Here is a 25,084-nt window from a genome sequence, read left to right as displayed (position 1 = left end):
GGCTGCGGCATTCCCCAGGGAGCATGCCGCAGCCTCGATGCGATCTATGCGAAACCGTCAAAACTTGTAGGTCGCACCGATCTGCACGTAGCGCCCGTAGTACTCGTAGAGCGACTGGTCATACCCGGTCTGCGACAGCGAATAGGCCCAGACGGAATCCCACGGCGGTACGCGGTTGAAGAGGTTGTTGACGCCCCCGTAGACCGTCCAGTTCTTGAAACCGCTGTACGTCATCATCAGATTGAACTGGCTGTACGACGCAACCTTGCCCGCGTTGCCGGCCGACGTGTCGATGGCCTGCGTGTATGGACCGGTGTACAGCCACGTCAGCGCCGCGTTCCACTTGTGCCACGCCCAGCTCAACGTGGTGTTGCCGCGCCAGCGCGGGAAGCTGCCGCCGAACGGCTGACTGATCAGCAGGTTGTTGCCCGCACCGTTGTACTCGGTTCCGTCCTGGGAGAACCAGAACGTGTCGACGTAGGCCCAGTCCGCCGACAGCGTGAACGTACCGATCTTCGTCGGCAGCGCCTGGCGGAACGAGGCCTCGAAACCGCTCGTGTCGAGCGATCCGAGATTCTGGTATTGAAGTTCGTAGTACTCGACATTTCCGCTGGAATCCGTCACGGCCGTGGCCGTATTCCAGTTTTCGCCGATCACGTTGTCGATATGAATGCGGTACCAGTCGAACCCGAGGTCTGTGTTCCTCGCCGGCGACAGCTGGAAGCCAATGTTGAAGTTCTTCGTCCGCTCGGCCTCGAGTTTCGAATTGCCCTCGGTGACCGTGGTCACGTCGTCGCCCGACGGGTCAGTCTGGTAGCCCAGACTCTTCGAGTTGCCATCCTCGACGAAGGTCGGTGCGCGGAATCCCCGGCTATACGAAGCGTACGTCGTGAATGCGCTGACTGGCTGGTATCGCAGCGCGAAGCGCGGCGAGAACGCACCGCCCACGTCGCTGTAGTGGTCGTAGCGGCCCGACTGGCTGAACGTCAGGTTGCGAAGCAGCGGGATGTCGAACTGGTAGTAGACGGCGCCCACGCTGCGCGCACCATTCACCGTCTGCAGATCCGGATTGACGATCAGGCCTTCGGTACTCTCATAGCCTTCTCTCAGATCTTCAGTCTGGTGGAACGCCTGCGCGCCGATACCAAAGCCGACATCGCCGGTTGGCAGGTGGAAAAGGTTCGGCGTGGACAGCGTTGCGTCCACCACGTCGAGCTTCGACACCGCGATGTTGGTCGCGTCCATGTAGAGGCCGTTCGTGGCATTCGGCGTCGCTGACGGATTCGCGAAATCGTACGTGCCGTCCTGGTAGATTTCCTCGAGCACCTTCGCGTTGAGCTGGTTCGAGATGGTGTTGTCGACGATGCTCTCGGAGTGGCCATACGACGTCTGCCAGTCCCAGTCGCCGAGGTGCGGCAGGCTGAACGAACCCTTCACGCCGGTCGACGCGCGCCAGAATTCAGAGTTCGTCGTGTCTGTGACGGTTTTCGGAAACGTGTACGTCAACGCCGTCGCAGTGCCGTACGGGTTGTACGGATTGCTTGCCGGCACCGTATTGTTGAAGCCAGACAGCAGACCAGTCGAGGCGTCGTAGACGAGCGTCGAACCGTCCACCGTGTTCTTCCACACGCCCTGGTTCTGCTTCGTCTGGTTGTAGCTCTCCCAGAAGTCGACGAACGCGGTCGTGTTGTCGTCGATCTTGAAGTCGCCGTGAATCTTTGCATTCGCGCGCTCGCTCTCCGGCACGATCGACATCTGGCTCGCGGCGTTGTATCCGCATATCGTTCCCGTCGATCCCGCGGTCGATGCGTTGGTCGCGGCCGACTTCACCGTGCTGCCGTACGGGCAGCTGCTCAACGCGGCGAGGCTGCCGGATGCGGTCGTCCAGTACGACGGCGCGAGCAGCGACGAACCGCCAGGCAAGTTGCTGAAGTCTTCGTTGGCGGTGGCGTCGCGATCGGCGAGCGACGAACCGTTCGTCTTGTAGACGCTTGCGGCCACCGTGAAGTTGTAGCCGTCCGACGTCAGGTTGCCGAAGCCGCCGAGAATGCCGAACTTGCCGGTGCCATTGCCGCCATGCCCGTCGACCGACGAGCCGAGATTGCCGTCGAGCTGCAGCCCCTGGTAGTTGTGCTTCGTGATGATGTTGACCACGCCCGCGACCGCATCTGAACCATATTCGGAGACGGCGCCCGTCTTCACGATGTCGATGTGATCGATGATGTTGAGCGGCAGCGTGTTCAGGTCGAAGAACGAGTCGACGCTGTTCGAGTAGAACGCATACGGCGTGACGCGTTGACCGTCCACCAGCACGAGCGTGTATTTCTCGCTCAGACCGCGCAGCGCGATGCCGGACGCACCCGCCGCGAAATTGCCGCTCTGCCCTTCGTTCCAGCTGTTCGCGGAGTTGGCCGCCGTGTCGCGCAGATAGTCCGCCACGCTGACCGCGCCGCTGTCCTGGATGTCCTTCTGCGTGACCTTCTGCACCTGGTTGAAGCCAACCTTGTCGGAGCTGCGAATCAGCGAACCGGTGACCTGGATGCCCTGCATCTTCTGCACGGAACCCGATGCCGATGCTGCCGATGCTCCCGATGCAGCGGCCGGCGCCGCGGCCGTTGCGCTCGCGGAGGCCGGCGTATCCGTCGCCGCCGTCGCGGACGCGCCTGAAGTGGCCGCCGCCGCGGTCGCCGTCTGGCTCTGCGCGAATACCGGTCCCGCCATCGCTGCGGACAATGCAAGTTCGGCCCAGACGATATTTCTGATGGCCAGCGTCAAACCCCGTTGTTTCATGATCCCCCTCTCTCTATGCAATAAGGAAAGCCCCATTCCCAGGAGATCTTGTGAACCTCCCGTTCCAGTCCGCGTGGCACGGGTCGAGCGCGAACCTCTATTTAACTGATTCGTATACCTAAATTCTTTTCCTGAACGATTCGATTTCGCTGGACGTGCGTCATCCTCCGCCATCAGAAGGCGAATCCCTAAGGGTTCGATATGGTCCGACGTCGATGGACGCGCACCGTCGCTGCTGCTGCAGAGCAGGCGACCGAAGCGCGGACGTCAGCGAATGAAACTGCGAAACGTGAAACTGCGAAACGACGCGAACAGGCTGTCTTCACTCAAACCAGGTAGCTGTCTCGCGAGGCAGAGGAAACATAACAAGACACAAACGCTTCATCAAACTTTTTTTGGCCCCCACAAACTTCGGTACACACAATTCGCCTTTCCACGCCTTACCTTCCGGTGGGCCGTGCGTGCCGCGAATCGTGTACCAGTAAGGGATGCAGACGATCGATGAGCACGCGTCGAACGCAACGATGCTGTCGCTTTCTTTTACGAATGTGGAGAAACGCCTGGCGACGACGGCAGCGCGGCCCACGCAATCGCGTTTCCGATCAGAAAGGCGGAATTCGCCTGGAACGCGAATTCCGCCCGCACTGGAACGCTTCGAGCAGATGTTATGATCGGAAACACAGCGCCCCGCCGGCGCCCGTTTTCCTGTATTTCATGGACGCCAATCTCACCAAACCCGCCGAGTCTTCGAGCGCCGATCTCGGGCGTCGCGTGCGCGCCGCGCGGCTCGCGCACGACCTGACGCTCGAAACCGCGAGCCGCCTGTGCGGCGTATCGCGCTCGACGTTGTCGAAGATCGAAAACGGCCTGATGTCGCCGACGTTCGACGTGCTGCAGAAGATCGTCGTCGGACTGAAGATCGATCTCGGTGAACTGTTCGGCTCGACACCGAAGCTCAGCGCGAGCGGTCGTCGCGCGCTCACGCGCAAAGATGCAGGTCAGCGGCACGCGTATCGCGGCTACCAGATGGAGCTGCTCGCCACCGATCTCGCGCACAAGGCGATGCTGCCGTTCCGCATCCGCATCTCGGCGCATACGCTTGACGCGTTCGACGACTGGGGCCGCCACGAAGGCGAAGAGTTTCTGTACGTGATCAGCGGCAGCGTGCGGCTCTACTCGGAGCTGTACGCGCCGACCGACCTCAACGCGGGCGACAGTCTGTACTTCGACAGCCGCACCGGTCATGCGGCGATTTCGACGAGCGACGAAGACGCGGAGGTGCTGTGGATGGCGACGAACGTCGAGATGCCGCGTCCGCCCGGAGAATCGAAAAGCTGATGCGCGCGCGGGTTCGGCATCACGACCGCGACGACTGCGCGCGGGCGTGATCGAACCGCATCAGGCGCCCGTGCGCGCCGCCGCCAGCGCGGCAAGATTGCCTTCGCCGAAGCCATGATGCCCCCGACGCTGGACGATCTCGAAGAAAATCTCGCCCGCGTGCCGTTCGACGAAGGTCTGGAAGAAAAACTGCGGACCGCCGTCGCCGCTCGTCTCGCCATCGACGAGAATCCGGCAGCGTTTCAGACGCTCCACGTCGAGACCATGTCCCGGCAGCCGCGCATCGATCTGCTCGTAGTAGCGCGGCGGCGGCTCGACGAAGCGCAGGCCGTTCGCCATCAACCGCTCGACGCACGCGAAGATGTCGTCGGTGGCGAGCGCGATGTGCTGCACCCCCTCGCCGGGATGATCCGGCAGATAGTCGTGCATCAGGCTCGTGCGCCGCGTGCCCTCTTCATACAGCGGAATCCGGATCGCGCCGCACGGCGACACCATCACGCGCGATTCCGCCGAGACATGCCAGTTCGCGTGAAGCTCGTGGATCTCGCGGAAATTCAGCAGGTCGCGGTAAAAGTCGATCCACTCCTGCATCCGGCCCGCGCCGACCGTCTGCGTCAGGTGATCGACGGCGACGAGGCCGGTGCCGGCCCGCGGCTGGCCGGCGGTCGCGACGTCGCCCGCTTCGAGCGCACGGAAATCGATGTCGAAAATCGACGAGCTGCCGCCGCCTTCCATCACGCCGCCATGACCGCGCCAACGGTCGACGAAATAGATATGCGAATCGCCGATGCCCTGGATTGCGGGAATCAGCAACTCGCCCTGGCCGATGCGTTCGCCTTCGAATGCCCATGCGCCGAGTTCGATCGCGCAGTCGAACGCGTGCCGCGCATCGGCGACGCGAATGCCGATCGCGCACACGCCGGTGCCGTATTCCTCGGCATAACGCGCGGCGAACGAGTCGGGCTCCGCGTTCAGCAGGAAATTCATCTCGCCTTGCGTGTAGCGCGTGACGTTCTTGCTGACGTGCCGCGCAACGGCCGTGAAGCCCAGCTGCCCGAAAATCGTCGCGAGACGCGCAGGATCGCGCGCCGCGAATTCGACGAATTCGAGCCCGGCGGTGCCGAGCGGGTTGTGCCCGACGTCCTGCGCGGCGCGCTGGGCGTCGGGCCGGTTCGGCAAGTCGCTGGCCATGGCACTCTCTCCTGATCCTGTTTTCATTCCGGTTCCGGCGTTCCTTTTCACCCGTGACACGCGGCCGCGCGATGTACACGCTGCTCGCGCCCATTCAAACCGCGCCGTGTGACAGGCCCGTTTCCGGCGCGTCGCCCGCACGGTCGAACAAACCGCAATTTTGTACCATCCGGTACACGCCTGAAAAGTCCCCTGCATCGGCTGAACGCCGCTGCGGCCACTGGTCGTCGGCCGGCTGGCGATGCTCGAGCCAGCTTAGCGCAATCCGCGCCTGCGAGGTCGATCGACCGCGGGCGCGAGCCGCTGGCGCACCACGTCGCGGATCGCCTCGATCATCGCCCGGCCCACCGCCGTCGGCTGTGTGTCGGACCGCAACACGAGCCCGACCGGTTCTTCCATGCCCGCGAGCGGCGCTGCCAGCTGTACCAGCACGCCGTGTGCGAGGTCGTGTTCGACAGCGCTCGCCGGGACGAACCAGACGGCGTCGTTCTCGAGCGCCAACGCGCGGCCGATCGACACCGACAGCACTTCGACGAAGGCCGGCAGCGGCGTCGCGCCCCACGCGGACAGCAGGCTCTCCGCGGACTGGCGGATCAGCGTCCCAACCGGCGGCAGCACGACCGGAAAGCGCTCGAACATCGACGTGACCTGCAGCGGCGCGCTGCCGACCGCGGCCGGATGCCCGGCCCGCACGACCACCACCAGCGGCTCGCTATAGAGCTGCTCGAAGCCGAGCCCCACCATCCGTTCGGGATCGGCCAGCCGGCCGACGGCCAGCTCGATCGCCCCGGACTTCAGCCGCTCCAGCAGCTCGCTGTTCGCGGCCGTGACGAGACGGACGATCACCCTCGGCCACTGCACCGCGAACTGCTTGAGCACGGGCGGCACGAGCGCGGTCGCGACAGTCGGCAGGATGCCGATATCCAGGGTCGCGGCGGCCGCGCCTTCGTCGCGTGCGAGCAGGTCGACGCCCTGACGCAGCGCGCTCACGCAGGCGTTCGCGTGCGGCATGAACAGCTGGCCTTCGCGCGTGGTGACGGCGCCATGGCGGCCGCGCTCGAACAGCTTCACGCCGAGAATCGCTTCCAGTTCCGCGACGGTCTTCGACACCGCCGGCTGCGTAATGGACAGGCTGCTGGCCGCGCGCTGCACGCTGCCGAACTGCGCGACCGCGAGAAAACACTGCAGGTGGCGGAATTTGACCCGGCTGTCGGCAAGGCTTCTTTGCATAACGGTTGGTTATACGAGATGCGAAAAAACATCATTTTGCATAACCTTCGCCATTCTATAAAGTCTCCTCATCCCCTGGTCACCTAAAACGATTCCCCAAGGAGACGCCCCCATGGACGAGACGATCCTGTCGCCCCGCGACTTCGAGTCGCATCCGATCTACCGTTACCCCGAGTACCGTTCGACTTCGCTGCGCGGCCCGACGCTGCCGCTGATTCCGCTCAAGGAAAAGCTGCGCGACCAGCGCGCACCGGTCTACGGCACCGACGACCTCGGCCCGCTCGACAGCGACCTGACACGCAACGCCGCACGCAACGGCGCGCCGCTCGGCGAACGCATCATCGTGACGGGCCGCGTGCTCGACGAAGGCGGCAAGCCGGTGCGCAACACCCTCGTCGAAGTGTGGCAGGCGAACGCGGCCGGCCGCTACGTCCACAAGACCGACCAGCACGACGCGCCGCTCGACCCGAACTTCCTCGGCGCGGGCCGCTGCATGACCGACAACGACGGCCGCTACCGCTTCATGACGATCAAGCCAGGCGCGTATCCGTGGGGCAACCATACGAATGCGTGGCGCCCGAACCATATCCACTTTTCGCTGTTCGGCGACTACTTCGGCTCGCGGCTCGTCACGCAGATGTATTTCCCCGGCGACCCGCTGCTCGCCTACGACCCGATCTTCCAGGGCACGCCCGAGCAGGCGCGCGACCGGCTGATCGCGCGCTTCTCGCTCGACCGCACGGAAGAGGCGTACGCGCTGGGCTTCGAATTCGACATCGTGCTGCGCGGCCCCAACGAAACCCCGATGGAGCGTTGAACATGACTCTCAAGCAAACGCCGTCGCAAACCGTCGGCCCCTACTTCGCTTACGGGCTGTGCCCCGAGCAATATAACTTCGATCTGCGTAGCATCTTCACGCCGAATGTCGTCGACCCGGATGCGCGGGGCGAGCACATCCGCATCGTCGGCCAGGTGTTCGACGGCGCAGGCGCCACGGTGGGCGACGCGATGATCGAGGTCACGCAGGTCGATGCAGAGGGACGCTACCCGCAGTCGCGCGACGATGTGCTCGCGACCGGCTTTCGCGGCTTCGCGCGGGTCGGAACGGGCACGGATCCGCAGCAGCGGTTCATCGTCGAGACGGTGAAACCGGCCAGCACCGGCGCCGACGAAGCGCCGCACCTGAACGTCACGGTATTGATGCGCGGCATCCTGCTGCACGCTTTCACGCGGATCTACTTCGAAGACGAAGCCGCCGCGAACGAAGCCGACGCGGTGCTGCAGTCGGTACCGGCAGATCGGCGGGCGACGCTGATCGCGCGTCGCGATCCGGATGCCCTTAACTCCTACCGCTTCGACATTCATATGCAAGGCGAGCGTGAGACGGTGTTCTTCGACGTCTGATCGCTAAACCGGCCGTTCTGGCCGTGTCGATCCGCCGCATGGTTTGACGCGGCAAATCGACTCTCCGCATTGTTCACATCACGATGGCCGGACGGACCGGCCATCGCACGCTGTCCTCCCACTTTCCCTTCCCCCTCCTGCCGGCGAAAGCCGGGCGCGAGCGCACGCCGATGCTGCACTTCGTCTCCGCGCACTATTCAGTGAATACTTAATATCAATCCTATTTCAAGCGGCCGGACAGCCGGCGATCATCCCTCGCTGCTCGTCCTCGATCACATTCCCGCCTCGGCCGCCTGAAGTAGCACAGCGCGCCTGCGGAAGCGATTCGAGTTTTGGCCGATCCCGTCGGGAAGTCGAACCCATCCTGCACGGTCTCCTAAGGTTGGTCGTTGCAATTCGCCCGCGATGCATCCAGTCGCGCGGCGAAGCATCACACAGGTCACCTCATGTTGTGCAACATCCCGGTGCGCAGGTGCATCGGCAAATCCATGCGTTCTGGAGCTGCGCTTGCCGCGGCTTTCGCGCTTACCGCCTGCACGGTCGCGCCGGGCATGCATATGGCCACGTCGGCGGCACCTGGCGCTCAAGACGCGAGCGCGCGCGTGAGCGCCGACGCATTGCAGGTGCCCAACCGAGATCGACGCATCGCTGCTGCCGCGAATCCGCACGGCGGATGAAGCCGCCTGCGCCAGTTCGAGCGCGCTGATCGAAGCGCCCCAGCCCTATCTGCTGGGAGCGGGCGACGTGCGGCAGATCACCGTCTGTGATCACCCTGAACTCGCAGCCGCACTTGGCGCGCCCGGGCAGTCGCAGGTTCGTCCCGCGGATGCACCGGCCGGCTTCATCGTCGATCAGTCCGGCGACATCCAGTTTCCGTATGCGGGCTCGCTTCACGTTGCCGGCCTGCGCAGCGAGCATATGCGCGAGCTACTGCCGCATCGCCTCGAGCGGCTTTACAAGGCGCCGCAGGTCACGGTACGCGTTGCTTCGTACCGGTCGGCACAGATTTCTCGCATGGGGCGATTGCAATACCTGCAAATTGAACGCAGATCACGGAAAAAGACGCATTGCCTCAAACTCGAGCAAGCCAATAAACCTCAGGATGACTTTCTATCCATTTTGGATAACTTGCCCGACACGCCAGCCCATTTCGGCAAGCAACGCCCACGGATAGATGCCGCGCTCGTGCCCGTCGTTGAAGATGAACTGCACGCCGTAGCCCATCGACTGAATACTCGTCACGTCGATCGAGCCGAAATCGGCGGGCGTCGGTCGTTGCGTGAGACGTCGGCAGGACGAACAGGGGCACTGCGCGCGCAGCACCGCGAAGGGCAGCTCGACGGCGCGTCCGTCCGCCCAGGCAAGCACGAGCCTACGCGAGCCGCGATCGACACAGATAGTTACCGGCGCATCTAATTCAGAAACATCCATCATGCCGCCTGGGTGCCGATCTGCGCGAACGCGATCCGCACTGCCTTGCGCACCTCGGGATCGGGATCGCCGGCCGCGTCATGCAGCGCCGGCAAGACTGCCGGATCGCGGAGTTCGCCAAGCGCAAGCGCGGCCTCCTTCCGCAGATTGCTGATGGCATGCGTCAGCAGTCCGGCGAGTGCGCCGCCAGCACGGCGGTCCGCCAGCTTGCCGAGCGCGCGCGCCGCCTGCAGACGTACCTGCCAGTACGGATCATCGAGCGCGCCGAGCAACGCGTCGAGCGCCACCTGTGCGCGCAGCTTGCCGAGCGTAGTCGCCGACTCTTCGCGCACCTGCCACGCGTCGTCGCGCAGCGCCTGCAGCAACGCGTCGCGGATGGCGGCCTCATCGGCTGGCTCACTGTGACCGCCCTGCCCCAGCGCGCCGACCGCCGCCCGCCGCACATCCGCGTCGGCATCGTGCGTTGCGGTGCGCGTCAGCGGGATCAGCGCGCGGGCATCCTTCAGCCAGCCGAGCACGCCGACCGCCTCGAGCCGCACACCAGCGTCGGTTGAGTCAAGCGCGCGCAGCGCCGGTTCGAACGCGCTCTCGTCGCGCAATTCCCGCAGCGCCCGCAGCACCGCTTGCGCGACGAACGGAGCGGCGTGCGCGGCATGCCCGAGATGCCGGACGAGCACCGGCGCCAAATCCGCCGACTTCAATCCGGCCAGGCTCTCCGCCGCGGCATCGCGCACTGCGTTATCGGCATCGGCAAGCGCGACGCAGAGCGCATCGACGATATCGTCGCGCTCCCAGGCGCCCAGCACGCGCGCGGCCTCCGCGCGCACGCTCGCGGCCGGATCCGAGGCCAGCACCGAGCAGATCGGTGCGAGCAAAGCGTCGTCTTCGAGATCCGCGAGGTCGAGCAGCGCGATGCGACGCACGGCTGCGTCCTCCGCGGCGAGGCGGCCCAGCATCGGCGCGGCCTCCGGCGGGCTTGCGTCGGGATCGAACAGAAACAGTGAAGAGTCGGCCATAACTGAATAAGAAAAAAGGCTTAAGCCGCATGAGAAAAGCAGAACTCCAGCATCATCCCGCTCCACATGATCAGGATCGCGCAGGAAGCACGTGAAGCGGTCGTGAATAAGCACTACGAGCGCGGGTTGCGGTCCGCAGCCGAAACGAGTGCCAGCGCAACCGTCATCGCAATAGATACGGAATGTCGACCTTAACCGCCTGGGTCGGGCAGTCCTTCTCGCACGGCATGCAATACCAGCACTCATCGAACTTCATATAGGCCTTGCCCTTCGTCGTATCGATCGCGAGCAGATCGAGCGGGCAGACGTCGACGCAGACTGTGCAGCCCTTGTCGGCAATGCAAAGGTCTTCATCGATCGTGACGGGCGCGGTGCTGCGCTGATAGATATCGTGCGGCACGCTAGACATGGGCGACTCCTGTCTGCTGATGCGTGGACACCGGCGCCGGCGCGCCTACACGCAGTTTCTGGTAGGCGCCGCGCGCCGCGTCGTCGAGCGGTACGACATACGGTTCGATCGCGCGCCGGCTGCTCGTCATGCGACCGTGCTCGTCCTTTTGCAGCCACGTGTGGCAGAACCACTCGGCGTCGTTGCGCTGCGGATAGTCGACGCGATGGTGATACAAGCCCCAACGGCTTTCGGTGCGATAGAGCGATGCCCGCGCGGCCATCTCCGCGCAGTCGCGAATTGCGCGCACTTCGGCGGCGCGCATCAGTTCGTGCGGATGGTCGGCACGCATCGCGCCGACGTCGTCCGCGATCGCTTCGATGCGCTGCAGTCCGATCTCCATCTTGCGTGTGACCTTCGGCGGCTGCAGATAGTCGTTGACCATCCGGCGCAGCTTGTATTCGACCTGCGCGGGCGCAAGTCCATGCTCGCGCCCGAACGGCGCATAGATGCGCGCGCGTTCCGCGTCGATCTGCGCATCGTCGAGCGGCGCATGCTGCCGTCCTTCCACATACTCCGCCGCGTGGTGTCCGGCGAACCAGCCATAAGTGAACGCGCCGAGCATGTAGTTGTGAGGCACCGCCGCCATGTCGCCAGCCGCGTAGAGACCCGGCACTGTCGTCTCCGCGCGCTCGTTCACGTAGACGCCGGACGCGCTATGGCCGCTGCAAAATCCTATTTCCGAGATATGCATCTCAACCATCTGCTGCCGGTAGTCGGTGCCGCGTCCCGCATGGAAGCGACCGCGGCTCGGGCGTTCGTTCGTGTGCAGGATCTGTTCGATCGTCTGGATCGTCTCCTCGGCAAGATGATCGAGCTTCAGGAACACCGGCCCGTTGCCGCTCTGCAGTTCCTGGTAGAACTCCCACATCATCTGGCCGCTCCAGTAGTCGCACTCGATGAAGCGCTCGCCCTTGCCGTTCGCGGTAAAGCCGCCGAGCGGCCCGGTCACGTAGGCGCAGGCCGGACCGTTGTAGTCCTTGATCAACGGATTGATCTGGAAGCATTCGAGGTTCGCGAGCGCGGCGCCGGCGTGATAGGCCATCGCATAGCCGTCGCCGGCGTTGGTCGGATTTTCGTAGGTACCCATCAGGTAGCCCGACGCCGGCAACCCGAGCCGGCCGGCCGCGCCGCAGCAGAGAATCACGGCCTTCGCGCGGATCACGTGAAACTCCGCGGTGCGGCAGTCGAAGCCGATCGCACCCGACACGCGTCCGTCCGCGTCCGTCATCAGGCGCGTGGCGACGATGCGGTTCGAGATCGCGATGCGAGCCCGCTTCAGCTGCCGGTACAGCACCTTCTTGATGTCGTGCCCTTCCGGCATCGGCAGCACGTACGAGCCCATGTGATGCACCTTCTTCACCGCATAGTCGCCGGTGCCGTCTTTCTCGAAGCGCACGCCCCAGCGGTCGAGCTGCTCGATCGTCGCGAAGCTGTGCTTCGCATACGCGTACACCGCGGACTGATCGACGATCCCGTCGTTCGCGATCGTGATCTCGCGCACGTACTGCTCAGGCGTCGCGTGGCCGGGAATGACGGCATTGTTGAGCCCGTCCATGCCCATCGAGATCGCGCCGCTGCGCTTCACGTTGGCCTTTTCGAGCAGCAGCACGCGCAGGTTCGGGTCGCGCTCCTTCGCCTTGATCGCCGCCATCGGGCCGGCGGTGCCGCCGCCGATCACGAGCACGTCGTACTCGCTGATCTGTGTGTTCAACGGATTCGCTGCTTCGCTCACTGCGTGCTCCTCGTGCTGGTTGCATACGGTTGGCGGTCGATGCGCAGACGGTACTGGAACGCGTCGCCGCGAAAATACAGGTGTTCGTAGTCGATCGGCGCGCCGGCCGCATCGTGCGTCAGACGCTCGATCCGCAGAACGGGGCTGCCTTCGTCGATCGACAGCGCGTGGGCGACGGTCTCGTCGGCCAGCACGGCGTCGATCGCCAGATCGGCGTGACCGAGCGGCACGCCGCAGTCGTTTTCGAGTATCAGGAAGATGTCGCGCGTCGCGAGATCGGCGTTGGCGAGCCGCTTGCCGATTGCTTCGGGCAACCAGGTGGATTCGAGCGATACCGGCTCGCGATTCAGGAGACGTACGCGCTGGATCTCCGTCACGAGCGCTTCCGCTTCGAGCCCGAGCTTCGCGGCGACACGAGAATCCGCTTTGGCCGTGCGGAAGCGCGTCAACCGATTGACGATCTCGTGGCCCATCGATGTCATCGCCTCGGCGAACCCCTGCAGCGCGGACACGTTCTGAAACGCCTTGGGCTTCGACACGAACGTGCCTTTGCCATGCAGGCGAAACACGAGCCCTTCCTTCTGCAGGTCGCCAAGCGCTTGACGCACGGTGATGCGGCTGACGCCGAACATCGCGCACAGCTCGCTTTCGGAAGGCATCTGACTATGCGCCGGATACGTGCCGTCCAGCACGGCCGCGCGCAACGCCGCCTTGATCTGCTCGTAGAGCGGCGGCGGTGCGATCTGGATCAGCTTTGCAGGAGACATCTGCGCTCGACTTGTTATGACAAGATGAGACGCAGTGTAAGGAGCACCGCCAGAGCGGCAAACCAAGATTTGCTGCTATCGATTTCCGTCTGGCGGCTAAGCGAAGGGCTAAGCGAAGTGACGTAAGCCTAAGGTCGGAAACCTTGCGTGAACCGACCTTAAACCAACCCGCCGATCACCCCAAGGGCCGCACGCCGATCAGCCAGCCGTGCAGCAGGAACGCGAACAGCGCCCACGCGATGAGCCCGGAGACGACCGCCATCGCATCGCGCGACCATTCGCCCGGCGGGTAGAGCGTGCCCGCGACGCGGTCACGACGCACGGCCGCCGCGAACGTGGCAAGCGACCACACCAGAAACGCGCCGAACAGCACCACCGCGTTGAGCGTGCCGACCGCGAGCAGATGCACGAACGCCCACAGCGCGACGCCGACGGTCATCGGATGATGCAGCACTGACTTGAAGTGATTGTTCGGCACATGCGCGGCCGGGAACAGGATGAACGCGACGGCAGTGAAGAGCGCGGCAAGATGCGGACCCCAGACGGGCGGCGCCCAGAGCACGACGGGCTCGCGCCGCGCGAGTCCGTAACCGTAGATCAGCACGACGAGGCCGATCAGCGACACGACCGAGTAGCGGTTTTTCCAGCGCCGTTCGCCAAGACGCTCGATCTGTGCGCGACGCCAGGGCTCGGCGACGATCCGCACGGAGTGCACGCCCAGAAACATGACCAGCCCGATTATCAGCAGCGCCATCGCGAGTCCCCCGATAGGTGTCGGATGGCCGCGATTGTCGCTCACCCCGCGATTTCGTGCCAGCCTGGCCGCATGACACACGACACGGGACCCGCTGCCCGAAAAACCGGCCAGTCGAAAAAGACCGACTAATTAAAATAAGAAAGATAAGACTCGAATCAGATTAAACCGACCGGTTTGTTTGAGTCGGGATTTAACCATCCGGTTTTACGCGGCCGCGATCGGCTGCGAAAATCAGCAACGGAAATGTTCCATGTCCTGACCGGCGTGGATGGCGCGCGCGAGCCACTCCGGCTTGTCCCCCTTGCCGTCCCACGTATTGCCGTAGGCATCGCGGTACATCGGCGTTTGCGCCTCGCGGTCCGCATCGAGCGATTCCGCCAGTGCTTCGAGCGAAATCCCATACTCTTCCATACGGCGCCGTATCCAGACGATTAGCCGGTCGCGCGCTTCTCCATCGTTATCGAACATGCGTTGATCCTGTCGCTTCGACATTGGGGCATTAAAGCCGCCGGAAATTCCAGTCGCGTCCATGCGGAAAAGCCTCGCGTCTATGAGCGAAGCATCAGTAGAAAGTAAAGAACGGATGGCGATGCAGACCTGGACGTGTGCCCTGAGGAATCGGGCGCCGCCGCGCTTAGCCGCGCGGGCAGTGATGAAACCGGCACACAGGCCTGCGAGTTCGCGCCATCATAACTGCGGAAAGCCCCGCCGATCAAGGGTTAAAAGGACTTTCACGCAAACGTTTTAATTCGATGCGAAACCATCGCGACAAATTCGATCCCCGACCCCACGCAAGCGCATCTCGACGGCGCACACAATCGCGTCAATTCTGTTGCGTCATGTGTCAGGCATTGAACCCAGGATAGCACGCTTTCGGTCCCGCGGTTCGTGACCGTTAGCAGCAGCTTGCGGCAGATTGTGTTGCAACCCACGTTCCGCATGACCGGCAACCCGCAAAACCACACGCTGCGTTCAGTCGGACAGCATGCGCTGCTCGATACCTGCAACGCGTGCACCTAGCAGGCCCGCAATCGCAATGCCACCCTCGCGCATCACCGCATCGTGATTCCAGCGAAACAGCGGTCGCGCGAGCGGCGCCAGCAGATTCATCCAGCGCTGCTGCGTTTCGACCCGCCACTCGTAGCGCACGACCGTCACGCCGTTTTCACGCGAGAATTGCCAGCGCCCGGTGCCCGCCAGCGCGCCCGTCACCGAGCCTTCGAGCAGCGCCTGCGGTTCGATGCGCGTCACCCGCACGTCGAACGTCAGCCGGTAAGGCAGCACGCCCTTCCATGTATAGCGGTGCAATGCGCCTACGCCTTGTGCGTCGCCGGGTTCGATCTCGCTGACGGCTTCCACGTTGCGCCACCAGCGCGGCCAGCCGCCGGCGTCGTGCACCGCGCTCCAGACTGCATCGAGCGGCGCCTCGATCCGCCAGATCGTCAGGAAGCGGTATTCGCCCGTGCGCATCGGCGGATCCGTCGCACGCCCACGCTAGCGCGTCGACGCGAGCCGACGCGCCACGAGCATCGGCAGGCGGATCAGGAAACCGCCGAGCAGCCGGAAGTGCATCGAGAACAGCAGCACGTTGTCGCGCACGTAGCGGAAGTGCGATACGCCGCCCTGGTCCTTGCGGAAGTAGCGTACCGGCGCTTCGATGTTGAGCGGCCGCACGCCTTTCCAGCAGAGCCGCACCGCGGCCTCCGGGTCGAAATCGAAGCGGCGCATCCAGCTCTGGCCATGCATCAGCGCGCGCAGCGGTTCGACCGGATACACGCGAAAGCCGTAAAGCGAATCGCCGATGCCGGCGTAAAGCGTCTCGATATGCGCGCAGAGATTCGACATGCGCCGCCAGTAGACCCGCACGAGCGGCGCCTCGGGTCCGAAGCGCGGCCGGCCGAGGATCATCGTGCCAGGCGCGTTCTGCGACGCCGCCATGAACGCGGGAATCAGGTCGGCCGGATGCTGGCCGTCCGAGTCCATCGTCAGTACGTGCGTGAAGCCGAGCCTCGACGCTTCGTCGAGTCCAGCCAGCACCGCCGCGCCCTTGCCGCGATTCTCCGGCAGCACCATCACGCGCAACCCCGGGTCGCGTTCAGCCATCGTGGCGAGCCGCGCGGCGCTACCGTCCGTGCTGCCATCGATGATCACCCACACCGGGTTCCAGTTCTCGCGCGCACTGCGCACCGTCTCGTCGACCTTGTCGCCAGGGTTGTAGCTTGGAATCAGGACGAGATGCGTGGACGAGGCGGTCTGGATTGACATGGAAACGGCAAGTGGAGAAACCGGTCGGCGGGTCGTTCGTTGCGCACCGCGCGGCTCGCGCGGCGCACCGGAAAGATTACCTGGGAGACCTACCCGACGACAAACCCGCCGCCCCGCATTACATCCAGCTTTCTGATTTCGACGGGAGCGGCGACCGCGGCGTAGCGTCAGCGGACGCGATTCGCGGCGACATACGCCGCGAGCGCGCCAAGCGTCGCGAAGATCTTCTGGTTGTCAGGATTATCCGAACGCAGTTCGAACCCGTACTTCTTCGAGATCAGCAGCGCGATCTCGAGAATGTCGATCGAGTCGAGTCCGAGGCCCTCGCCGTAGAGCGGGGTCGTGCCGGACAGCGAGTCGAGGTCGATGTCCTCCAGATTCAGTTCGCGGACGATCAGGGTCGCCAGCTCTCGTTCAAGTTCGTTCATCGTGCGTGCGCGCGGGGTCGTGGCGCCGGTCGAACGTCGCACCGGGCAGCCGGGTCGCACGGCCTGCCACCGGACCGGCCTTCGGACCGACCGGCAGAGCGCCCTTTCCCCGCTTTTTAAGATTGTTAGCTTGCGGCGATTCTAGCCGAGCGCCCTTGGGCCGTATACGGGGAAAGGGTTACGAAGGGTACGGCTCGCCGCGTCGGCGATTTCGAGATGAAACCCGGGGTAAGCCCAACGCACCTGAGACGGCCGTCCGGTGCGATAGAATTGCGCCCGCCACACGCACTTCGCGCACCCTACAAAGAGTTACAAAGGGGGAGCAACCGGCCCGCCGCTCCCCTGGTCTCTATAACAGGCGCGCGGTCGGGCCCGGAAATTGCGCCGCCTGAAGGTGTGATCGGGCCTGCGCGCAAGATTCCTACGATTAAAGCCGTCCGATGGCGCGCAGCGCGTATCGGACGACATATGAAGCACCACTATGCAGCGTATTCGTTCGCCTCTTTCGTTCGCTGATGAAAGCCGCCCCAGTGCGGCGCCGCCGTCCGGCCGGGCCGCCTTGCGGCTGCGCGCCGCGGGGAGCGCGGCATGAGCACGTTGCGGCAGTTCGCCCGCGCCGCGACGACGGTCGCGGTGCTCGCCACCTGCGAGATCGGCACGCACTACGCGGTCGGCAAGCCAGGCGCGGAAGGCTTCGGGTTGCTGCTCGTCCTTGCCCCACTGCTTGCCGTCGCGTTCGCCGCCGCCGCCCGCTCGCCGCATCGGGCCATGCTGCTGCCGCTCTGGACGCTGGGCTGCGCGTTGCTCTGGTCTGTGCACACGCCGCTCGCGCGCAACTTCGCGTATGGCGCGTACCTCGAACAGATTGCGCTGAACCTCGCGCTCGCCTATCTGTTCGGCCGCACGCTGGCCGCCGGCCGCGAACCGCTGTGCAGCCAGTTCGCGCGCATGGTCCACGGCACGCTGACGCCGCGCATCGCGCAGTACACGCGGCAGATCACCGTCGCGTGGATGCTCTTCTTCCTGAGCATCGCGGCCATATCGACGCTGCTGTTCGCCACCTCGTCGCTCGTCACGTGGTCGACGTTCGCGAACTACCTGACATTCCCGCTCGTCGCCGCGATGTTCGCGGGCGAGCACCTGTGGCGCCGCATCGCGTTGCCCGACGTCGAATCGCCCGGCATGCTGGCCACCGCCCGCGCATGCCGCTCGACGTTCGAAGCCCGCGGCGCGCGCATCGAATGAAACGCTAATCCGGCGCAGCGCGAACCGCGCGCGCACCGGGTAACCAACCAGAACGATCCGTTATCCGTACCATTCGCCCGCGCTCCTGAATGACGTCATGCTGAGTCTGCCGCTCGTATCCCATCCGTCGCTCGACCAGACGATCGCCTGGCGGGACGGCTCGCCCGTTCCGGTCCGCACGTTCCTCGCGGACGTCGCGCGGCTCGCGGCCGCGTTGCCGGACGGCGGACACGTATTCAACCAGTGCGTGGACCGCTACCGCTTCGCGGTCGGCCTGTGCGCGACGCTCGTGGCCGGCAAGATCAGCCTGCTGCCGCCGTCGCATACGCCGCAGATGATCCAGCAGCTCGCTGCGTTCGCGCCGGACGTGTTCTGCCTGCACGATCGCGACGACTGCACGGTCGACCTGCCGCGCTTCCGCTATGTCGAAGCGCCAGCCAATGCCGAAGCCGAAGCCGACGCGCAGGAAGACATCGCCGTGCCGCGGATCGACGCATCGCGCGTGATGGCCTATCTGTTCACGTCGGGCTCGACCGGCGTGCCGGTGCCGCACCGCAAGACCTGGGGTTTCCTCGTGCGCTGCCTGAGTTTCTCGGCGGTCAATCTCGGCCTCGCGGATAGCGGTGCGACGCTCGTCGGCACCGTGCCGCCGCAGCACATGTACGGCTTCGAGAACACGGTGCTGCTCGCGCTCGTCGGCGGTCTCGCGTTCAGCAACGGCCAGCCGTTCTATCCGGTCGACGTCGCGCGCGAACTCGCGGCCGTGCCGGCGCCGCGCGTGCTCGTCACGTCGCCCGTGCATCTGCGCGCGCTGATGCTGTCGGAGCAACCGCTGCCGCCCGTCGCGCTGACGCTGTCCGCCACCGCCCCGCTCGCGCCGCAGCTTGCCGTGCAAAGCGAAGCGACGCTCGGCGCGCCGCTGATGGAGATCTACGGCAGCACGGAAACCGGCCAGATTGCGACCCGCCGAACGGCGCACGGCGCGCAATGGCAGCTGTATCCGGGCATCCGGATGGACGCGCGAAACCACGCCGCGGATAGCGAAGAGCACGCGCCGTCCGTGTGGGTTTCCGGCGGCCACGTCGAAGCTCCGGTCGCGATGGGCGATGCGATCGAACTCGTCGACGACACGCATTTCCTGCTGCACGGACGCAAGGCCGACCTGATCAATATCGCCGGCAAGCGCACGTCGCTCGGCTACCTGAACCATCAGCTGAACGAGATTGCCGGTGTCGTCGACGGCGTGTTCTTCATGCCCGACGACGAGCCCGCCGGCGCGCACGCGCTGCCCGGCGAGCACACGCGCCGCCTGCTTGCGTTCGTCGTCGCACCGGGTCTCGATATGGCATCGCTGCAACGCGCGCTGCGCCAGCGGATCGACGCCGCGTTCATGCCGCGCCCGCTGGTGTTCGTCGATGCGCTGCCGCGCAATGCCACCGGCAAGCTGCCGCGCGACGAGCTGCTCGAACTCGTCGCAACGCACACGCATCGCGGGCCGCAAACCGCGAAGCCGCCGGCGGCCCAGACGGACAGCGACAACCCGTTGCGCTTCACGATCCCGCACGATCATCCGGCGCTGCCCGGCCACTTCCCCGGCCAGCCGATCGTGCCGGGCGTCGTGCTGCTCGACTGCGCGATCGACGCGATCGGCAAGGCGCTCGACCGGCCGTTCGGCGCGGTCCGGCTGAATTCCGCGAAATTCCTGAGCCCGGCCGCGCCCGGCACGCCGCTCGACGTGAGCTTCGAGGTCGCGCCGAGCGGCGCGATCCGCTTCAGCGTGCAGGCGGGTTCGCGCGCCGTCGCGAGCGGCGTGATCGCGGCCACCGCCACACGCGTCGCGCACGCCACGCAGCAAGCTGACGCCACGGCCGAGGAGGTGCGCTCATGAACCGCAGCAGTTGGGCCCAGGCGAGCGAACGCACCAGCATGCCGATGCTGCGCGCGATGACGTGGATCTCGCTGCGCCTCGGCCGGCGTCTGTCCCGCCTCGTCCATTACCCGGCCACCGCGTATTTCCTGCTGGCGTCGCCATCGGCACGGCGCGCGTCGCGCGAATTCCTGCAACGCGCGCTCGGCCGTCCCGCCACGCTCGGCGATATCTGGCAGCACATGCTGACGTTCGGCTCGACGATCCACGACCGGCTGTTCCTGCTCAACGAGCGCTTCGACCTGTTCGACATCGAGCTGCACAACAAGGCGCTCGTGCGCGATGCGTGGCTCTCCGGCCGCGGCGCGTTTCTGCTCGGCGCGCATCTGGGCAGCTTCGAGGTGATGCGCGCGATCGGCCGCACCCATCCCGAACTGCGCGTCGCGATCGCGATGTACGAAGAGAACGTGCAGCACATCAACACGCTGCTCGCGGCGATGAACCCCACCGTGAAGCAGGACGTGATCGGCCTCGGCCAGGTCGATTCGATGCTGCGCGTGCGCGACTATCTCGACAGCGGCAGCATGATCGGCATGCTCGCGGACCGGTCGCTGCTGCGCGATGCGGGCGGCTCGACCCGCAGCGTCGAGTTCCTCGGCACGCCCGCGGAGTTTCCGCTCGGTCCGCTGCACATGGCCGCGATGCTGCGCCGCCCGGTCATCTTCATGACCGGGCTCTATCGCGGCGGCAACCGCTACGACATCCACTTCGAAACGCTCGCCGATTTCTCGAAGGTCGAGCGCGGCGAGCGCGCTGCCGAGATCGAGCGCGCGCTGCGCCGCTACGTCGGCTTCGTCGAGCAGTATTGCCGCGCGGCGCCGTACAACTGGTTCAACTTCTACGACTTCTGGCAGCACGGCAGCGCGAGCGGCGGCGCCTCGACCCAGGCGCCAGCACCGCGCCGCGCAAAAGTCGCGGCGGGGCACGCAGCAAACGACGCGACCAACGCCGCGCCCGCGAGAAACGCTACCGTGGCCGCGACCGGCAGCGCACAGCGCGCATCGCTCGCCGCGCGCCACGACTTCACGAGCACGAAGGAGCCCTGACGCATGACCGCAGCACGCTTCTCGCCTCGTCTCCATCGCCTCCAGATCGCAGCGGTCGTGATGACGCTGGCCTGTGCGCCGTTTGCCGCGCAGACGGCACGCGCCGCGACGGCTGACGCCACGCCGCCCGCATGGAACCTCGACCGACTGATGTCGACGCTCGGCCACAAGCAATCCGGCCGTGCGCGCTTCACGGAAACCAAGTACCTGTCGATCGCGACGGCGCCGGTGAAGTCGTCGGGCGAGCTGGTGTTCGTCGCGCCGGACCACCTCGAGAAGCGCACCATCGAGCCGAAGCCGGAAGACCTGGTCGTGGACGGCGACAAGCTGACGATTGCCCGCAACGACCACAAGTACACGCTCGCGCTCGCGCAGTATCCCGAGCTGGCGGCGTTCATCGAAAGCATCCGCGCGACGCTGTCGGGCAACCGCTTCGCGCTCGAGCAGTACTACAAGGTGCAGCTCGCCGGCAGCGGCGACGACTGGACCTTGACGCTCACGCCGACCGACTCGCGGATGCGCAAACAGATCAGCACGATCACGCTCAGCGGCACGCGCGATCTGCTGCATAGCGTCGCGATCCAGCAGGCGGACGGCGATCACTCGCTGATGCAGCTGCAGAACGACGCCGCCAACTGATGTCCACGCCGATGCCGTCCGAACCAGGCGCCACGCCACGCCGCGCGTGGCGGCAGCCCGCGGTGCTGGTCTGGCTGCTGTTCCTCGCCGCGTGCGCGATCGCGATCGCCCGCGCGAACTTCACCGCGGATCTGTCCGCGTTCCTGCCGCGCTCGCCGAGCGCCGGCCAGCGCGTGCTGGTCGATCAACTGCGCGACGGCCTCGTGTCGCGGCTGATTCTCGTCGGCATCGAGGGCGGCGACACGGCCGGCCGCGCCGCGATCTCGAAGCGGCTCGCGGCCCCGCTGCGCGCCGACCGCGAGTTCGCGTCCGTGAACAACGGCGAGCCCGTCAGCGAAGCGGCCGATCAGCAGTTCCTGTTCGCGCATCGTTATCTGCTGAGCCCCGACGTGACGCCGCAACGCTTCACCGTCGACGGGCTGCACCACGCGCTCGCCGACAGTCTCGATCTGCTCGGCTCATCGGCGGGCATGTTTGCGAAAGACCTGCTGCCACACGATCCGACCGGCGAAGTCACCGCGATCGTGAACCGGCTCGACAGCGGCGCGCAACCGTCGTCGCAGGATGGCGCATGGGCTTCGCGCGACGGCAAGCGCGCGGTGCTCGTCGCGCAGACTACCGCTGCCGGATCCGATACCGATGCGCAATCCCACGCGATCGACGCGGTACGAACGGCGTTCGCTGCGGCGACTCATGCACTTCCCAACAGCGGCGCCTACCGGCTCCTGATGACCGGCCCCGGCGTGTTCGCCGTCGAGACGCGCGACAACATCCGCCACGACGTCGAGCGGTTGTCCGCGATCAGCGTCGTGCTGATCGTCGCGCTGCTGTTCGTGATCTACCGTTCGCCGCTGACGCTGCTGCTCGGCCTGCTGCCGGTGCTGTCCGGCGTGGCGGCGGGCCTCGCGTCGGTGAGTCTCGCGTTCGGCGTCGTGCATGGCATTACGCTCGGCTTCGGCACGACGCTGATCGGCGAAGCAGTCGATTACTCTATCTATCTGTTCGTGCAGTCGTCCCGCGCGGCGCCCGGCGAGGATGGCGGCGCGTCGCTGCGTCACTGGATCCGCGTGTACTGGCCGATCGTGCGGCTCGGCATGCTGACGTCCGTGTGCGGCTTCGCGTCGATGCTGTTCTCCGGCTTCCCCGGTCTCGTGCAGCTCGGCGTGTATTCGATCTCGGGCCTCGTCGCCGCAGCACTCGTCACGCGCTACGTGCTGCCGCATCTGCGCGGTCAGCGCTTCGCGATTCGCGACGTCACGCGTCTCGGCAATGTGCTCGCGCGCGGCGCTACAGCAGCGCGCTCGCTGCGCTGGCCGCTCGCCGCGCTGCTCGCTGCGGCCGTCGCGGTGCTCGCGATGCACTGGCCGCGGCTGTGGAGCCATGAACTGTCGTCGCTGAGCCCGGTATCGCTCGCAAGCCAGGCGCTCGACGAAAGCCTGCGCGCCGACGTCGGCGCGCCCGATGTCCGCTATCTGGTGATGATCGACGGCGCGAGCCAGGAAGCCGTGCTCGAAGGCGCGGAGAAGGTGTCGGCAAGCCTGCAGCCGCTGATCGACGCAGGCGTGATCGCCGGCTACCAGAGCCCCGCGCTCTATCTGCCGAGCGTCGCCGCGCAGCGCGCGCGGCTCGCGAGCCTGCCGCCCGCCGACGTGCTCGCACAGCGCCTGCAAGCCGCCGAGCAGAACCAGTCGATCGGCGTGAAACCCGACGCGTTCGCGCCGTTCCTCGCCGACGTCGAAGCCGCCCGCCATCAGCCGCTGATCACGCGCGCCGATCTGCGGGGCACGTCGATGGCGCTGGCCGTCGATGCGCTCCTGACGCAGCGCGATGGCCACTGGAGCGCGATGCTGTCGCTGCGCGCGCCGGATAACGGCCAGGCCGCCGACCAGTCGAGCCTCGACGCAGGCAAGATCCGCACAGCCGTCGAACAAAGCGGCGTACCCGACGCGCTCTTCGTCGACATGAAGACCGAAGCCGACGACATGTACGTGAACTACGTGCGCGAGGATATCCATCTGTCGCTCGCGGGCTTCGCGGCGATCGTCGTGCTGCTGCTGATCGCACTGCGCTCGCCGCGGCGGGTGATGCGCACGCTCGCGCCGCTCGTCGCGGCGGTCGTGGTGGTCTGCGCGGGGCTCGCGCTGGCCGGCAAGCCGCTCACGATCCTGCACCTCGTCGGCATGCTGCTGATCGTCGCGGTTGGCTCGAATTACGCGCTGTTCTTCAACCGGCGGGCCACCGCGGATGGCGACGAACACCACGACGGCGCGATCGCGCCGCAAACGCTCGTCTCGCTGCTGATCGCGAACCTGTCGACGGTCGCGGGCTTCGGTCTGCTCGCGCTCGCCAGTGTGCCGATGCTCGAAACCTTCGGGCTGACGGTCGGACCCGGGGCGATCCTCGCGCTCGTGTTTTCCGCGATCCTCGCACCGCGCACGACGCACACCACTGCGCCGGTCACGCTGGAGAAGCACGTATGAAAGCGCCCGCGAACGTCAGCGCAGACTTGCGACGGAACGTGGGCGTCGCAGCGCCCAGCGACTTGCGGCCTCTGCTGCCTGAACCGCGCCGCTGGAATCCATCGCCCTATATCAAGGGCGCGGCAGCGCTGCACGTCGGCGCGACCGCCGTGGCCGTCGCGGCGCCTGGCGTCTGGCCGTGGGCGCTCGGCGCGGTCGCCGCATCGCATCTGGCCGCGACCGCGGCGGGCCTGTGGCCGAAGAGCGCGCTGCTCGGCGAGAACTGGACACGCCTGCCGGCAGGCGCCGGCCGCACGATCGCGCTGACGATCGACGACGGCCCGAACCCCGAGGTCACGCCGCCGCTGCTCGATCTGCTCGATCGCCACGACGTCCGCGCGACGTTCTTCTGTATCGGCGTCGAAGCACGCCGGCATCCGAAACTCGTCGAAGCGATCGTCGCGCGCGGCCATGCGGTCGAGAATCATAGCGAGCGGCATCGCCATACGTTTTCGCTGCTCGGCCCACGCGCGATGCTGCGCGAAATCGAAGCCGGGCAGCGCACGCTCGCCGAGATCGCGGGCACGCCGCCGCTCTTCTTCCGCGCGCCGGCCGGCCTGCGCAATCCGTTCCTCGAGCCGGTACTGAGCCGCCTAGGGCTGCGCCTCGCGAGCTGGACGCGACGCGGCTTCGACACGCGTACGCGCGAGCCCGCCACGATCACCCGGCGACTGCTGAATGGCCTCGCGCCGCGCGACATCCTGCTCGTGCACGACGGTCATCCCGCGCGCGACGCAGCGGGCCGCGCAGTGGTGCTCGACGTGCTGCCCGCCGTACTCGAGGCCGCGAGCGCGGCGCAACTGCGCTTCACGACGCTGCGCGCGGCCCTGGCCAACCACGCGGAGAAGTCGTCATGAACGCGCCCAATGCAGGCAAAACGTCCACGCCATTGCCACATCGCAGCGACC

At 65.9% G+C, this 25,084-nt stretch carries 22 protein-coding genes and 1 pseudogene; 10 read left to right on the top strand and 13 right to left on the bottom strand.

What is annotated here, in order from left to right; all coding sequences use genetic code 11:
- Positions 1–57: 57 nt before the first annotated feature.
- On the bottom strand, positions 58–2,790 hold the full coding sequence (locus DVS29_RS08445) for a TonB-dependent receptor (RefSeq protein ID WP_118179994.1): 2,733 nt from the start codon (positions 2,788–2,790) through the stop codon (positions 58–60).
- 714 nt (positions 2,791–3,504) lie between these two features.
- Between DVS29_RS08445 and DVS29_RS08440 the strand changes: the two genes are divergently transcribed.
- Positions 3,505–4,128, top strand: coding sequence for a helix-turn-helix domain-containing protein (locus DVS29_RS08440; RefSeq protein WP_118179993.1), 624 nt, complete (start codon positions 3,505–3,507; stop codon positions 4,126–4,128).
- Between the two features lie 60 nt (positions 4,129–4,188).
- Here the strand turns inward: DVS29_RS08440 and DVS29_RS08435 are convergent, their stop codons facing one another.
- Both DVS29_RS08435 and pcaQ read right to left on the bottom strand, forming a co-directional pair.
- On the bottom strand, positions 4,189–5,319 hold the full coding sequence (locus DVS29_RS08435; RefSeq protein WP_118179992.1) for a 4-hydroxyphenylpyruvate dioxygenase family protein: 1,131 nt from the start codon (positions 5,317–5,319) through the stop codon (positions 4,189–4,191).
- Positions 5,320–5,574: 255 nt separating this feature from the next.
- On the bottom strand, positions 5,575–6,549 hold the full coding sequence (gene pcaQ / locus DVS29_RS08430; protein ID WP_118179991.1) for a pca operon transcription factor PcaQ: 975 nt from the start codon (positions 6,547–6,549) through the stop codon (positions 5,575–5,577).
- A 112-nt stretch (positions 6,550–6,661) separates the two neighbouring features.
- Here pcaQ and pcaH point away from each other — a divergent pair, with 112 nt between their 5' ends.
- The 3 genes and pseudogenes from pcaH to DVS29_RS38315 all read left to right on the top strand — a co-directional run.
- Positions 6,662–7,366, top strand: a complete 705-nt coding sequence (pcaH, locus tag DVS29_RS08425; RefSeq protein ID WP_118179990.1) for a protocatechuate 3,4-dioxygenase subunit beta — start codon at positions 6,662–6,664, stop codon at positions 7,364–7,366.
- A 2-nt stretch (positions 7,367–7,368) separates the two neighbouring features.
- A complete protein-coding gene (gene pcaG / locus DVS29_RS08420) occupies positions 7,369–7,953 on the top strand; it encodes a protocatechuate 3,4-dioxygenase subunit alpha (protein ID WP_118179989.1) in 585 nt (194 codons plus the stop codon).
- Between the two features lie 636 nt (positions 7,954–8,589).
- A pseudogene (locus DVS29_RS38315) lies at positions 8,590–8,925 on the top strand (polysaccharide biosynthesis/export family protein); the annotation flags it as partial.
- A 138-nt stretch (positions 8,926–9,063) separates the two neighbouring features.
- On the opposite strand, the gene DVS29_RS38310 reads toward DVS29_RS38315, so the two are convergent.
- From DVS29_RS38310 to DVS29_RS08365, 10 genes are all read right to left on the bottom strand, one after another.
- Positions 9,064–9,384, bottom strand: coding sequence for a gamma-butyrobetaine hydroxylase-like domain-containing protein (locus DVS29_RS38310; protein ID WP_118180141.1), 321 nt, complete (start codon positions 9,382–9,384; stop codon positions 9,064–9,066).
- Positions 9,384–10,400, bottom strand: a complete 1,017-nt coding sequence (locus DVS29_RS08405) for a HEAT repeat domain-containing protein (protein ID WP_118179988.1) — start codon at positions 10,398–10,400, stop codon at positions 9,384–9,386. Before DVS29_RS08405 ends, DVS29_RS38310 begins: the two co-directional genes overlap by 1 nt.
- A gap of 163 nt (positions 10,401–10,563) precedes the next feature.
- Entirely contained in the window at positions 10,564–10,809 is a 246-nt protein-coding gene (locus DVS29_RS08400; protein ID WP_118179987.1) for a 4Fe-4S dicluster domain-containing protein, read from the bottom strand.
- On the bottom strand, positions 10,802–12,562 hold the full coding sequence (locus DVS29_RS08395) for a fumarate reductase/succinate dehydrogenase flavoprotein subunit (protein ID WP_118180140.1): 1,761 nt from the start codon (positions 12,560–12,562) through the stop codon (positions 10,802–10,804). Before DVS29_RS08395 ends, DVS29_RS08400 begins: the two co-directional genes overlap by 8 nt.
- A 17-nt stretch (positions 12,563–12,579) precedes the next feature.
- Entirely contained in the window at positions 12,580–13,350 is a 771-nt protein-coding gene (locus DVS29_RS08390) for a GntR family transcriptional regulator (protein ID WP_118179986.1), read from the bottom strand.
- Between the two features lie 175 nt (positions 13,351–13,525).
- Positions 13,526–14,104 (bottom strand): NnrU family protein, encoded by a 579-nt coding sequence (locus DVS29_RS08385; protein WP_118179985.1) that lies wholly within the window; start codon positions 14,102–14,104, stop codon positions 13,526–13,528.
- A gap of 234 nt (positions 14,105–14,338) precedes the next feature.
- Complete coding sequence (locus DVS29_RS08380; RefSeq protein ID WP_118179984.1) at positions 14,339–14,599, bottom strand: H-NS family nucleoid-associated regulatory protein; 261 nt, start codon at positions 14,597–14,599, stop codon at positions 14,339–14,341.
- Between the two features lie 480 nt (positions 14,600–15,079).
- A complete protein-coding gene (locus tag DVS29_RS08375; RefSeq protein WP_118179983.1) occupies positions 15,080–15,577 on the bottom strand; it encodes an SRPBCC family protein in 498 nt (165 codons plus the stop codon).
- Positions 15,578–15,601: 24 nt separating this feature from the next.
- The gene (locus tag DVS29_RS08370) at positions 15,602–16,372 is read right to left on the bottom strand and encodes a glycosyltransferase family 2 protein (protein ID WP_118179982.1); all 771 of its coding nucleotides are present in this window, start codon (positions 16,370–16,372) and stop codon (positions 15,602–15,604) included.
- A 167-nt stretch (positions 16,373–16,539) separates the two neighbouring features.
- Positions 16,540–16,842 carry a phosphopantetheine-binding protein gene (locus tag DVS29_RS08365; protein WP_276314291.1) on the bottom strand — a complete coding sequence of 101 codons (303 nt, stop codon included), beginning with the start codon at positions 16,840–16,842 and terminating at the stop codon, positions 16,540–16,542.
- 546 nt (positions 16,843–17,388) lie between these two features.
- Here DVS29_RS08365 and DVS29_RS08360 point away from each other — a divergent pair.
- From DVS29_RS08360 to DVS29_RS08335, 6 genes are all read left to right on the top strand, one after another.
- On the top strand, positions 17,389–18,045 hold the full coding sequence (locus tag DVS29_RS08360; protein WP_118179980.1) for a COG4648 family protein: 657 nt from the start codon (positions 17,389–17,391) through the stop codon (positions 18,043–18,045).
- A 97-nt stretch (positions 18,046–18,142) separates the two neighbouring features.
- Positions 18,143–19,933 carry an ApeI family dehydratase gene (locus DVS29_RS08355; protein WP_118179979.1) on the top strand — a complete coding sequence of 597 codons (1,791 nt, stop codon included), beginning with the start codon at positions 18,143–18,145 and terminating at the stop codon, positions 19,931–19,933.
- Positions 19,930–21,018, top strand: coding sequence for an LpxL/LpxP family acyltransferase (locus tag DVS29_RS08350; protein ID WP_118179978.1), 1,089 nt, complete (start codon positions 19,930–19,932; stop codon positions 21,016–21,018). The genes DVS29_RS08355 and DVS29_RS08350 overlap by 4 nt, the downstream gene beginning before the upstream one ends.
- A 3-nt stretch (positions 21,019–21,021) precedes the next feature.
- A complete protein-coding gene (locus DVS29_RS08345) occupies positions 21,022–21,657 on the top strand; it encodes an outer membrane lipoprotein carrier protein LolA (protein WP_118179977.1) in 636 nt (211 codons plus the stop codon).
- A gap of 11 nt (positions 21,658–21,668) precedes the next feature.
- Positions 21,669–24,137, top strand: coding sequence for an MMPL family transporter (locus DVS29_RS08340; protein WP_420816083.1), 2,469 nt, complete (start codon positions 21,669–21,671; stop codon positions 24,135–24,137).
- Entirely contained in the window at positions 24,134–25,033 is a 900-nt protein-coding gene (locus DVS29_RS08335) for a polysaccharide deacetylase family protein (RefSeq protein ID WP_118179975.1), read from the top strand. Before DVS29_RS08340 ends, DVS29_RS08335 begins: the two co-directional genes overlap by 4 nt.
- Positions 25,034–25,084 lie beyond the last annotated feature (51 nt).

Source organism: Paraburkholderia phosphatilytica, assembly GCF_003443895.1.
Lineage (GTDB): Bacteria > Pseudomonadota > Gammaproteobacteria > Burkholderiales > Burkholderiaceae > Paraburkholderia > Paraburkholderia phosphatilytica.
The sequence above is the reverse complement of the archived record's forward strand: the minus strand, read 5'-3'. Positions and strand labels throughout refer to the sequence as shown.